This window comes from Streptomyces sp. NPDC002868 (genome assembly GCF_055563295.1).
Map to the genome: position 1 here is coordinate 399,374 of NZ_JBVHDR010000002.1, position 12,268 is coordinate 411,641.

Sequence of the window (12,268 nt, forward strand, 5' to 3'; positions counted from 1 at the left end):
CATGACGCAACTCGAACGACAGCAGTGGGACGTCGTGGTGGTGGGCGCGGGCGGCGCGGGCCTGCGGGCCGCCATCGAAGCGCGCGAGCGGGGCGCCCGCACGGCGGTCATCTGCAAGTCCCTCTTCGGCAAGGCCCACACCGTGATGGCCGAGGGCGGCATCGCGGCCTCCATGGGCAATGTGAACCCCGGGGACAGCTGGGAGGTGCACTTCCGCGACACCATGCGCGGCGGGAAGTTCCTCAACCAGTGGCGAATGGCGGAGCTGCACGCGCGTGAGGCGCCCGACCGGGTCTGGGAGCTGGAGACCTGGGGGGCGCTTTTCGACCGCACGGCCGACGGGAAGATCTCCCAACGTAACTTCGGCGGGCACGAGTACCCACGGCTCGCGCACGTCGGCGACCGGACCGGCCTGGAGCTGATTCGTACGCTCCAGCAGAAGATCGTCTCGCTTCAGCAGGAGGACAAGGAAGAATTCGGCGACTACGAAGCCCGGTTGAAGATCTTCCAGGAGTGCACGGTCACCCGCGTACTCAAGGATGGCGACAGGGTCTCCGGGACCTTCTGCTACGAGCGCGAGTCCGGGCGCTTCTTCGTTCTCGAGGCGCCGTCCGTGGTGCTGTCCACCGGCGGCATCGGCAAGTCCTTCAAGGTGACGTCCAACTCGTGGGAGTACACCGGCGACGGGCACGCGCTGGCGCTGCTCGCGGGCGCACCGCTGCTCAACATGGAGTTTGTGCAGTTCCACCCGACCGGGATGGTCTGGCCGCCTTCGGTGAAGGGGATCCTCGTCACCGAATCGGTGCGCGGCGACGGCGGTGTGCTGCGCAACTCCGAGGGCAAGCGGTTCATGTTCGACTACGTTCCCGATGTCTTCAAGGAGAAGTACGCACAGTCGGAGGAGGAGGGCGACCGCTGGTACGAGGACCCGGACAACAACCGGCGTCCTCCGGAGCTGCTGCCGCGCGACGAGGTGGCCCGTGCCATCAACTCCGAGGTCAAGGCCGGCCGCGGCTCCCCGCACGGCGGCGTGTTCCTGGATGTCTCGACCCGGATGCCGGCCGAGGTCATCCGGCGTCGGCTGCCGTCGATGTACCACCAGTTCAAGGAGCTGGCGGACGTCGACATCACGGCGGAGGCGATGGAGGTCGGACCGACCTGTCACTACGTGATGGGCGGCATCGCCGTCGCGTCCGACACCGCGGCCGCGGTCGGGGTTCCCGGCCTTTTCGCGGCGGGCGAGGTCGCCGGCGGGATGCACGGCTCCAACCGGCTCGGCGGGAATTCGCTGTCCGACCTGCTGGTCTTCGGTCGGCGGGCGGGTCTGCACGCGGCCGAGTACGCACAGGGGCTCAGCGACCGGCCCGCGGTGGATGACGGGCAGATTGACGAGGCCGCCGCGGAGGCGCTGCGTCCGTTCAGCGCCGAGGGACCGCAGCCGGGCGAGGAGAACGGGAAGCCGCCGGAGAATCCGTACACCCTCCATCAGGAGCTCCAGCAGACGATGAACGACCTGGTCGGCATCATCCGGCGCGGGGCGGAGATGGAGCAGGCGCTGGAGAAGCTGGCGGGTCTGCGGGTACGAGCGCGGCGCGCCGGGGTCGAGGGGCACCGGCAGTTCAACCCCGGCTGGCACCTCGCGCTGGACCTGCGGAACATGCTGCTGGTCAGCGAGTGCATCGCGCGGGCGGCGCTGGAGCGCACGGAGAGCCGTGGCGGGCACACCCGCGAGGACTGCCCGACCATGGAGCGCGAGTGGCGGCGGGCCAACCTGCTGTGCCAACTCATCGACCCCACCGGCGGCTTGGCGGCCACCGACCCCGTGCGCGGCCAGATCGCGCTCGTACGGAAGACGACCGATCCCATCCGTCCCGACTTGCTCGCCCTCTTCGAGAAGGAGGAGCTGGTCAAGTACCTCGCCGAAGAGGAGCTCTACGAGTGAGCAGCTATACAGCGGCCTTCAGGGTCTGGCGCGGTGATGCGGACGGCGGGGAGCTGGAGGACTTCGCCGTCGAGGTCAATGACGGGGAAGTCGTCCTCGACATCATCCACCGCCTCCAGGCCACCCAGGCATCCGATCTCGCGGTCCGCTGGAACTGCAAGGCGGGCAAGTGCGGTTCGTGCAGCGCGGAGATCAACGGCCAGCCGCGGCTGTTGTGCATGACCCGGATGTCGGTCTTCTCGCGCGAGGAGACGATCACGGTGACACCGCTGCGGGCGTTCCCGGTGGTGCGGGACCTGGTGACGGATGTGTCCTTCAACTACACGAAGGCGCGCGAGGTGCCCTCGTTCGTGCCCCCGCAGGGGGTGCGGGCGGGCGAGTACCGGATGCAGCAGATGGATGTGGACCGCTCGCAGGAGTTCCGCAAGTGCATCGAGTGCTTCCTGTGCCAGGACACCTGCCATGTGGTGCGCGACCACGAGGAGAACAAGGCGGCGTTCGCCGGTCCGCGCTTTCTGATGCGGGTGGCGGAGCTGGACATGCACCCGCTGGACGCGGCCGCCGAGGTGGGCCTGGACCGTAAGAAGGCCGCCCAGGACGAGCACGGTCTGGGCTACTGCAACATCACGAAGTGCTGCACGGAGGTGTGCCCCGAGGGCATCAAGATCACCGACAATGCGCTGATCCCGCTGAAGGAGCGCGCGGTGGACCGGAAGTACGACCCGCTGGTGTGGCTGGGCAACAAGATCAGGCGGCGGGGCGCGGAGGATTAGCGGCTCAGGCAGGACCGCCCCAGCCCTTTCGGTACGCCGTCCAGTCGGCCTCCTCCGCCGCGAAGTCGACATACAGCGCGACCCCGAACCGCTCCCGGTCGCGGTCCGTACGCCCAAGGCCCAGCCGGGTGCCGCGGATCGCGGCCGCGACGGTTTCGGCGTTCTCCCAGTGGCCGATGTCGTCCTCGTGGAAGAAGGGCAGGCCCATCAGCAGATCGGTGTCCTCGGGGGTGACTTCGAGGGCGAGCGCGGTCTGCTGGGCGATATAACCGCCGTACAGGCTCTCCAGTGGTATGGCCGTGTCGTACGACATGACGGCTATCTGGTCGACCCGGCGAGCGACCTGGCCGAAGAACTCCTGCGACCACCACTTGGGGTGCCCGGTGAGCCCGCCCGCGAGTGAGTGGAGGGCGGGCAGGGGGTCGATCTGATGCGCGGCGATGGACAGCGGCACCTTGCGGGCCCGCGTCAGCTCGCGCAGATCGTCGAGCAGCGAAAGGTAGTCGCGGTCGCCGGAGTGCAGCGGCTCCAGGTCGTAGTGCACGCCGTCGAAGCCCGCGTCCAGGATCTGGGCGGTGGAGCGCACGACGGCCGCGCGGGTGCCGGCATCGGGCAGCTTCAGCCCCTCCGGGCCTTCGCTCGCCAGCTTGTCGCCGAGCCAGGCCTGGACCCGTATGCCGGGGATCTTCCGGTGGACGGCGTCTATCAGCCACCGCGCGCGTGGATAACGGTCGGCGGGCAGACTTCCGTCGTGCTCCAGCGGGCCGGCGTGAACATACAGGTCCCGTATCCCGGTCCCTCTTATCCTCGCGGCGAAGGCGTCGAGGTCGGCGTCCTTCTTCCGGCCGTCCACCCAGGCATGACCGAGCCAGACCGCGTCCTGGCCACGCGTCTTCGTGCCGTCCTTCAGGTCGCCCGCGTAGTTGACGCGCAGCGCGATCGCGCCGGTGAGCGCAGGGACAAGCAGGAGGACGGCCATGGCGAGGGCGATCCGCCTGGGCCATCTGAGACGCGGGCCGCGCCACATTCCCAGGAGCACACGCGCACCCGAATAAACGCGCAGCGCCCTGACGCGCTCGCGCACCCCCACCCCGTTGTTGATCCCCATGTGTCGCAACGTTAGGTCATGGGTCTGACACCGGGTCTGATACCGCGGGTCGGGTACCTGCCCGGTAGCGGAGGCACAGTCGCCGACATAGCCTCCCAAATATGACGCGAATAGCCACGCGGGCCTTTCTTGCCGTACTGCTGGCGGCGTGGTGGCTGGTCGTGCCCGCCGCTCGATGCGCCCTCGCCGACGATCCCGTCAGCCTGTCCCGCGATGGCCGGATCACCGACCGGGTCGGAGCTCTGGGCGCGGAGGCCGAGACGGGGGCAGGGGATCTGGTGCTTCCGATCGCGGTGGCCGGCGCGGCCGGCGCGATCGCCGCGTACACCTCCTCCAAGCGAAGGAAGCGGACCGCGACCCGCACCACACCGCAGGGCGGCCGGGCGGGCTGGGGCCCTCCGCAGCAGGAGCGTTGGACGCCGCTGCCGGAACTCGATGCCGAGCGCCGAGGGTTTCGGAGGGGGTCGTGGTGGGGGCTTCGGGGGCGGCGGCTTCGGGGGCGGGCCCGGCAGTTTTGGCGGCGGGAGGACCCGCGGCCGGATGGGCGGCAGTCGTTAGCTCAAGCAGGCGTCGGGGGCGCGCCGCCCGGCCCGGACCTTTCGGCCCGGGCCGCAGGCCTTCCTGGGGGCGTCAGAACATGCTGAGCAACTGCTCGACAGTGGGCTCGGACGTCGAGTCCCCGTCGGGCAGGGCGAGTTCGAACCAGACCGTCTTGCCGCGCGGGGTCCGGCGCGAGCCCCAGGCCGCGCTGAGCAGGCCGACCAGTTGCAGTCCGCGGCCGCCCTCGTCGGTGTCGCGCGCCCGTCGTCGTCTCGGCTGGACCAGCCCCGAGTCCCACACCTCGCAGACCAGGGTGCGGTCGCGCAGCAGGCGCAGCCGGATCTCGCCCTCGCCGTACCGCAGCGCGTTGGTGACCAGCTCGCTGACCAGCAGCTCGACCGTGTCGACGAGCGCTTCGAGGTCCCAGGCGACCAGCTGGGCCCGGGCCAGTTCGCGGGCCCTGCCCACCGAGCGGGGCTCGCGCGGCAGCCGCCAGTCGCCGACGGCATCGACGGGCAGCCCCTGGATGCGGGCCATCAGGAGCGCGATGTCGTCCTCGCCGTGCCGGGTGTCGAGGGTGTTCAGCACATGGTCACAGACGTCTTCGAGGGGACGTACTGGATCGGTGAGCGCGGCGCGGAAGGCGCGCAGCCCCTCGTCGAGGGGGTGGTCACGGGATTCGACGAGCCCGTCGGTGTAGAGCGCGAGCAGCGCCCCTTCAGGGAGCTCGACCTCGACCTCTTCGAAGGGCTCGCCACCCACCCCGAGCGGCATCCCCGGCGGCACGTCGAGCAGCAGCGCCTCCTCGCCCGGTTCGACGAGCACAGGCGGCAGATGGCCGGCGTTGGCGAAGGTGCAGCGACGGGTGACCGGGTCGTAGACGGCGTAGACGCAGGTGGCGAGATAGACCTCGGAGAGGTCGGCCTCGCGGGATTTGTGGGCGACGCGCGAGGCCTGCTGCGCCCCGCTCGGGCTGCCGAGGCCGCGGGCGATCTCGTCGAGCGCGGAGAGCACTTCGGCCGGCTCCAGGTCCAGCAAGGCCAAGGTTCTTACGGCCGTGCGCAGTTCACCCATGGCGACCGCGGCCCGCAGCCCTCGCCCCATCACATCGCCCACCACCAGGGCGGTGCGGTGGCCCGGCAGTTCGATGACGTCGAACCAGTCTCCGCCCACCTCGGTGGCCGTATTGCCCGGGAGATAGCGGCAGGCGATGTCCAGGCCGGCGGCCTCCGGGTCTCCGGGCGGGAGCAGGCTGCGCTGGAGGATCAGCGCGCGCTCGTGTTCCCTGCGGTAGAGCCGGGCGTTGTCGATGCAGACGGCGGCGCGGGCGGCGAGCTCGACGGCGAGCGCCCGGTCCCGTTCCCCGAAGGGCTCGCTGCCCTTCGTACGGGAGAACTGCACCAGGCCGACGACGGTGTCGTGCGCGACCATCGGCACCGCGAACGTGGACTGGACGAGGGTGCCGTCCTCGCCCGGGATCGACTGCACCCGGGCGGTGCGCAGGGCGCTGGCGCAGGGCGAGTTGAAGGGATAGCGGTGGACCTCGCCGACCGCGGTGGGGATGCTTGCGTTGTGGCCGCAGCCCGGAGTGGTGACCAGTGGCGCGTCCGAGACGGCGCTGGCGAAGGCGACCCGGCGCAGCTCGGCGCTGCCGTCCGCACTGCCGGGGGGAGCCTCGTCACCGGTGAGGAGTCCTTGATAGAGGTCGACCGATGCGAGGTCACAGAAGCCGGGGACGGCGACGTCGAGGAGTTCGCGGGCAGTGGTTTCCAGATCGAGGGAGTTGCCGATGCGGGCGCTCGCCTCATTGAGGAGGGCAAGGTTGCGGCGGGCGCTGGCGGCCTCGCGGGCGGCGTTTTGACGGCGGGTCACGTCGGTGCCGATTCCGGCCACGCCGATGGGGCGGCCGGATCCGCTGTGCACCCGGTAGAGGTTGATCGACCAGTGCCTGCGTTCCGTGCTGCCCGGCGGCGCTCCGACGATCTGGAGGTCGATGGCGGATTCGCCGGTCTCCAGGACCCGGCGCAGCGATGCGTTCATCCGCTCGGCCTCGGGGCGGGAGAGATAGTCGTGGACGGTGCGTCCGCGGTGGTCGTCGGCGGCGCCCCCGAAGACGGTGGCGAAGCGCTGGTTGGCGCGCTGCACGGTGAGGTCCGTGCCGAACAGGAGGAAGCCGAAAGGAGATTGGCCGAAAATCGCCTGCGAAGCGGCGAGATCAGTCTCGATCCGGCGCAGGGCACGGACGTCCACGACGATACAGAGCGCAGCCTTGTCGCCACTCTCCGTCTCACTCGGCATCACATAAACCTCGGCGACGCCGTGCGCGCCGCGCTGCCTGGGCATGCGGAAGGGGACCAGGCCGGTCCACTCCTTGCCGTCAAGGATCTCGGCCACATGACGGCGGCCGCGCGGGCGCAGATCGGCGGGCATGAAGACCTCGACCGGGTCCCTGCCCCTGACCTCGTCTGCAGTGATACCGAAGAGATCTACGGCACGCTGACTCCACTGGTCAACCAGCCCGTCCGGGCCGATCGAGAAAGAGGCAACCTTGATGTAGTCATAGATCGAGCCAGGCGGGCTGCTCTGCCATACGACACCGCTCGCCGTCTCAGGTATTTCGCTCACGCGACCGTCCCCTCCAGCTCACCGCACCGGACCGGCCATGACCGCAGTATTCAGCACTACGGCCCCGACCGACACGGCGTTCACGATCACAGCACGGTCTCGTTCATTTTGAGCCGGGCCCCGCGTGATCTTTGTCCCTTCACACTCCTAACCAGTGACGGGCAGCTCGAACCACACGGTCTTACCGGTCCTCCCACGCCGGGTGCCCCATCGGCGGGCAGTACAAGCCACCAGTTGCAGCCCGCGTCCACCCTCGTCATCGGGATCCGCGGCGCGTTCGGTGGGGGGATCCGGAAGCGGGTCGGAGACTTCGACAAGCAGGCTGGGGGCGGTCTGGCCGAGCCCGGGGCGGACCAGCCGGACCCCGATCGGACCCGATGCATACCGCAGAGAATTGGTCACCAGCTCGCTGACCAGGAGCTCGGTGACATCACCAATGACCTGGTCCAGCCCCCAGGCGCGCAGGGTGTCACGCACGGCGTGCCGGGCGGTGCCCACGGCGTCGAGCTCGGCAGGGAAGGTCCACTCGGCGACTTCGCCTTCGGTGTCGATCACACCGCTCACTTCCCAGACCGGCAGCAGACACGCGCCCTATTTAGAGCGGTTAATCAGCACATACCCGATATTCGGGGCGAGGTATCGCGGCGAGGGCAGCAATGGGCGCACCGTGGCACGAACGGCGTATGCGTCAGTCGCGCGCGCCGTCCCGTTCGCTGTCCCGCAGCAGTCGCGCGGCCTCGGCCACGGCGGGCCGGTCCTGATCGAGCCAGTCGACGGCATCGGTCTCGTGCGGAGCCAGCCAGCGCAGCGCGTCGTGGTCCTCGAGCGGCTGCGGCTCCCCGGAGAGCAGCCGAGCCGTCCACACCTGGAGTACGTAGCCGGGCTTCAGCACCCACTCGCCGGGGATCCGCGCCAACGGCTCCGTCTCGACACCCAGCTCCTCGCGCAGCTCGCGCACCAGCGCCTGCTCGGGGCTCTCCCCCGGCTCCAGCTTGCCGCCGGGCAGCTCCCAGCGGCCGGCGAGCTCTTCGGGGGCGCTACGGCGAGCGGCCAGCAGCCGCCCCCGGTCGAAGACGGCCCCGGCCACCACCACTACGCGACGCTCGTTCATGCGCCGGAGCGTACTTCGCGCCCGCCCGCGGCCCGCCCGGCACGGTCGGGTCAGCCGGCCGCCGCGCGCCGGACGGCTAGTGCGTCGTCTGCCCGATGCGCTCGACCCAGTACAGCTGCTTGTGTTCGCGGCCGTCGAGCGTGTCCGCGATCTGCTGCGCCTCGTCCCTGGTGGCGTATCTCCCAACGCGATAGCGGTTGCCGTTGTCGTCCTGCCGTATGACGAGCCAGGGCAGCACAGCGGCACTGTCGTTCATCGCGCCCCTCCCTCGGCCGGCCTGCAGGTCTGTAACGATCGCCAGGAAACCGCACTACGCATATGCCCGAGCGTACGCCTGACCTTCACTCAGCGGATACGGATTTACACAAAGAGATAAGAAGAGGAGCGCACCCGTCTGGATGCGCTCCTTCTGGCTGGTTCCGGCCCCCTCTACGCGCCGGACGACGGCGCCTCCGGTACGACCTCCGGTACAACCTCCGGCACGACCGCCGACCCGGCCTTCGCCACGGCCTTCGGCATCGTCGGCACCGGCATCAGCACCGGGCCCGACGCCGGGTCCGTGTGCGGGGGGGGCGCGTACGGACGGGAAGGCAGGAGCCGGACATGACAGCGCGTCGCAGCGGGCGATTGCCCGGGCGTTACGGGACGCGAGCGGTCGTCAACTCGTGATCACGGGGGCCGGACGCACTGTTCGTGTACCGGTCACTTCACCGGCAGGTGGTATGCGATCCGGTAGCGGTCCGCCGGGACGACGACGTCCGCCGTCTCGACCGGCCGCCCCGATGCGTAATAGGTCCGCTCAACGACCATCACCACATGGCCCGGTACGCCGCCGAGGGCCAAAAGCTCCTCCGCAAGCCCCGGCCGGGCGCCGACCTCCTCCGCGACGTTGTCCACGACGACGTCGATGGCGGCCATCCGCTCGACGACGCCGCAGCCTCCGAGCGGGCCCTCCTCCGGCAGCATCACGGGGGTGCGCCCGGTGACTTCGATCGGCTCCCAGGAGGTGGAGAGCATCATCGCCTCGCCCCCGTCGCGGAACACATAGCGCGTACGCATCACCCGGTCGCCGAGCTGAATGCCGAGCCGGGACGCGATCTCCGGGCTCGCCTTCTCCTGTTCGCTGCTCGACTCCCAGGTGCCCCGGGCCCCCTCCTCGGCCTGCTCCTGACGAAAGGGGCTGGCGCCCGTCGGCGGTCGGTAGCCGGAGCGGGCGATCCGGCGCGGGACCGGCCGCTCGCGGACATAGGTGCCCGAGCCCGAGCGGCCCTCGACCAGACCCTCTGCCATCAGGACCTTGCGGGCTTCCAGGGCGACGGTGTCCGAGACTCCGTACTCCTCGCGGATGCGGGCCTGCGAGGGAAGTCGGGTGTGCGGCGGCAGCGAGCCGTTGACGATCTGCTGTCGGAGATCGCTCGCAACTCGCAGATAGGCGGGCTGCTCACCGAATGTCACGGGCCACTCCCAACAGGTTGACAGACAGCAACAGACTGGCAACCGTGGGTTGTTGACCGCAAGCGTGGGCCAGAGTTTCACCCGAAGTGATGACTTACGTTTAAGCAGGCTCTTACCGCAGGTATGGCCATCAATCCGAGTCGAACCATTGACCCATAATGGTCCAGACCAATACGTTGCTGGCCATGCGTCGAAACTGCCGAAGATCCCTTGCCAGGGCGGCCGTTGCCGCCCTCTCCTTCTCCCTCCTCGCCACCCTCGCGCCCGCCGCCACCGCCACCCCCGGGCACGGCCAGCACCAAAAGCCCTCGTACAAGCGCGTCGGATACTTCACCCAGTGGGGTGTCTACGGCCGGGACTTCCAGGTCAAGGACATGGACACCAGCGGCCAGGCTTCCAAGCTCACCCACATCAACTACGCCTTCGGGAACGTGAGTTCCGACGGCAAGTGCTTCACCGGCAGCGTCCCCGGCGAGGCGGACGCCTGGGCCGACTACGCCCGCCCGCTGGACGCCGCCGACTCGGTGGACGGTGTGGCCGACACCGCCGAGCAGCCGCTCGCGGGCAACTTCAACCAGCTGCGTGAGCTCAAGGCAAAGCACCCCGGCCTCAAGGTGCTGATCTCCCTGGGCGGCTGGAGCTGGTCCACCCACTTCTCCGACGCGGCCCGCACCCCCGCGTCCCGTAAGGCGTTCGTCTCCTCCTGCATCGACCTCTACATCAAGGGCAATCTGCCCGTCGACGGAGCCCGCGGCGGCGCGGGCGCGGCGGCCGGTCTCTTCGACGGCGTCGACCTCGACTGGGAGTGGCCGGGTTCGGCGGGCGACACGGACACCGTGTACCGGCCCGAGGACAAGCAGAACTTCACCGCGCTGGTACGGGAGTTCAGGACGCAGCTCGACGCACTCGGGAAGAAGGGGCGCAAGCACTACGAGCTGACCGCCTTCGTCCCGACCGCCCCCGCCAAGATCGACGCGGGCTTCGAGGTCCGCAAGATCATGCGCGACCTCGACTTCGTCAACCTCCAGGGCTACGACTTCCATGTCTCGGGCGAGAAGACCACCGCCCAGCAGTCCGCGCTGTACGCACGCGGCGACTTCAGCGTCGACCAGACCGTCCGCGACTGGCAGCGCCGCGGCGCGCCCGCCCGCAAGCTGGTGATGGGCATGCCCTTCTACGGGCAGGGCTGGACGGGCGTGACCGGCGGCGGCGACGGCCTGGGCCGGCCTGCGACAGCGCCGGCGCCCGCGACCTGGGCGGCCGGTTATGAGGACTACAAGGCTCTCAAGAAGCTGGCGGACTCGGGGACGTACACACTCCACCGGGACCGGCGCGGCGGCCACGCCTGGCTTTTCGACGGCACCACCCTGTGGACGTACGACGATCCGCAGGTGCTGCGCGCGAAGACCTCGTACATCCGTGAACGGGGTCTCGGCGGCGCGATGTTCTGGTCCCTGGACGGGGACACTGCGGACGGCGAGCTGATGACCGCGGTCGACCGCGGGCTCTCGCGCCGCTAGCAGCCGGGCGGGGTAGCCGGACGAGTCCGGTGCCTGGGCTGTCGGCGGCTCAGGCGCCGGACGCTGTCGTGGCCTCGTCCGCGGGCCCCTCGGTGGACTCCTGCGTGGACTCTTCGGCCGGCGGGGCGGTTTCCAGGCCGAGCGTGCGGCGGACCGAGATCTCGGTGCTCCCCGTGAGCGCGTCCTCGCCCTCGTAGCCGTGGTCCCAGAAGGTGTCCTCGTCCTGCGCGAGGGCGGCCTTGTCCCAGTGGGCGCGTGCCCGGTCGTACTCCTTCGCCCGCGCCTCTGCCCCTCCCGCCGCGGCTGCCGGCCAGCGGTGCTCGCGCAGGTTCTTGGCCTGTGCGGCGAGCGCCAGGGAGGTCTTCTTGGCCCAGCTCCGATACCCCTCGGGGTCGTCGGTGAATCCCCCGTCCGGGTCGGTCACATGGACAGCCGACTCTGCCTTCAGATAGGCGAGTTGGTGCGGGTCGAGTGTGGTGGCATCGCGCCGTAGCGAGCCTTGGATCTTGGCACCGTCGGTGGCGAATGCACAGGTCACGGCATCGTCACCGAGCCGCCAGCTCTGCTTGGTCGGCAGGTAGTAGTACGTCTCGGTGCCCTTCGGCACCGCCCACGGGTCCAGTGCGTACGCGTCGTTGATCTCCTGGCAGCGCTCGTTGGCGAGCTCGTCGAGGCGGCTCTCGCCGGGATAGGAGTCGTAGCCGCGGACCTGGAAGCCGCCGGAGACCTCCGCCTCGTGCTTGCCCGCGCAGTCCACCACAGTGACGTCCGTTGTCTCCTGCTCCTGGACGCCGCTGCCGGGGAGGTTGAAGCAGTCGCCCTTGCGCAGATCCAGGGTGCTGCGCGAGCGGGCGGCCTCGTCCATGCCCTTGCGGAACCAGTCCCAGGCCTCGCCGATCCCGCCGTTGGCAACCACGACGAGCAGCAGCGCCGTACTGATCGAGGAGAGAACGATGCCCGCGATCGCCATGCCCTTCCCGCGCTCTCCCCTCTTCTTGATCTGAGAGAGGGCTATCAGCCCGAGGACCAGGCCGAGCGGCGGCACACAGCAGACGATCCCGACGACGAGGGAGGCGATGGAGAGGCCGTTCACGGACGGTCTGGGGGCGTACTGCGGATATGGCTGCCAGCCCTGGGTGGATGGGTCCACAACTACGGCGCTCCTCATCGAGATCGTACGAACAGGCGCGCGGA

At 69.6% G+C, this 12,268-nt stretch carries 11 protein-coding genes; 4 read left to right on the top strand and 7 right to left on the bottom strand.

Annotated elements, in window-relative coordinates:
* The first annotated feature begins 1 nt into the window (after window position 1).
* On the top strand, window positions 2–1,942 hold the full coding sequence (locus tag ACZ3H8_RS07685) for a fumarate reductase/succinate dehydrogenase flavoprotein subunit (RefSeq protein ID WP_467398718.1): 1,941 nt from the start codon (window positions 2–4) through the stop codon (window positions 1,940–1,942).
* Entirely contained in the window at window positions 1,939–2,715 is a 777-nt protein-coding gene (locus tag ACZ3H8_RS07690; protein ID WP_467398720.1) for a succinate dehydrogenase/fumarate reductase iron-sulfur subunit, read from the top strand. The genes ACZ3H8_RS07685 and ACZ3H8_RS07690 overlap by 4 nt, the downstream gene beginning before the upstream one ends.
* Window positions 2,716–2,719: 4 nt before the next feature.
* On the opposite strand, the gene ACZ3H8_RS07695 is transcribed toward ACZ3H8_RS07690, so the two are convergent.
* Window positions 2,720–3,742: a glycoside hydrolase family 18 protein gene (locus ACZ3H8_RS07695; RefSeq protein ID WP_467399935.1), complete on the bottom strand. Its 1,023-nt coding sequence runs from the start codon at window positions 3,740–3,742 to the stop codon at window positions 2,720–2,722.
* 182 nt (window positions 3,743–3,924) lie between these two features.
* On the opposite strand from ACZ3H8_RS07695, the gene ACZ3H8_RS07700 reads away from it, so the two are divergent.
* Window positions 3,925–4,467 (top strand): hypothetical protein, encoded by a 543-nt coding sequence (locus ACZ3H8_RS07700; RefSeq protein ID WP_467398723.1) that lies wholly within the window; start codon window positions 3,925–3,927, stop codon window positions 4,465–4,467.
* On the opposite strand, the gene ACZ3H8_RS07705 is transcribed toward ACZ3H8_RS07700, so the two are convergent.
* The 5 genes from ACZ3H8_RS07705 to ACZ3H8_RS07725 all read right to left on the bottom strand — a co-directional run bounded on the left by ACZ3H8_RS07705 (window position 4,454) and on the right by ACZ3H8_RS07725 (window position 9,554).
* Entirely contained in the window at window positions 4,454–6,988 is a 2,535-nt protein-coding gene (locus ACZ3H8_RS07705; RefSeq protein WP_467398725.1) for a SpoIIE family protein phosphatase, read from the bottom strand. The two genes, ACZ3H8_RS07700 and ACZ3H8_RS07705, sit on opposite strands and share 14 nt — an antisense overlap.
* Before the next feature lie 147 nt (window positions 6,989–7,135).
* Window positions 7,136–7,552, bottom strand: a complete 417-nt coding sequence (locus tag ACZ3H8_RS07710; RefSeq protein ID WP_467398728.1) for an ATP-binding protein — start codon at window positions 7,550–7,552, stop codon at window positions 7,136–7,138.
* A 124-nt stretch (window positions 7,553–7,676) separates the two neighbouring features.
* On the bottom strand, window positions 7,677–8,099 hold the full coding sequence (locus ACZ3H8_RS07715; RefSeq protein ID WP_467398731.1) for a (deoxy)nucleoside triphosphate pyrophosphohydrolase: 423 nt from the start codon (window positions 8,097–8,099) through the stop codon (window positions 7,677–7,679).
* A gap of 76 nt (window positions 8,100–8,175) precedes the next feature.
* Complete coding sequence (locus ACZ3H8_RS07720) at window positions 8,176–8,355, bottom strand: SPOR domain-containing protein (RefSeq protein ID WP_398983647.1); 180 nt, start codon at window positions 8,353–8,355, stop codon at window positions 8,176–8,178.
* Window positions 8,356–8,801: 446 nt separating this feature from the next.
* Entirely contained in the window at window positions 8,802–9,554 is a 753-nt protein-coding gene (locus ACZ3H8_RS07725) for a GntR family transcriptional regulator (RefSeq protein WP_467398734.1), read from the bottom strand.
* 185 nt (window positions 9,555–9,739) lie between these two features.
* On the opposite strand from ACZ3H8_RS07725, the gene ACZ3H8_RS07730 reads away from it, so the two are divergent.
* Window positions 9,740–11,074: a glycoside hydrolase family 18 protein gene (locus ACZ3H8_RS07730; RefSeq protein WP_467398737.1), complete on the top strand. Its 1,335-nt coding sequence runs from the start codon at window positions 9,740–9,742 to the stop codon at window positions 11,072–11,074.
* Window positions 11,075–11,123: 49 nt separating this feature from the next.
* Here ACZ3H8_RS07730 and ACZ3H8_RS07735 read toward each other — a convergent pair whose 3' ends face one another.
* Entirely contained in the window at window positions 11,124–12,224 is a 1,101-nt protein-coding gene (locus ACZ3H8_RS07735) for a DUF4190 domain-containing protein (protein ID WP_467398739.1), read from the bottom strand.
* Between the last annotated feature and the right edge of the window lie 44 nt (window positions 12,225–12,268).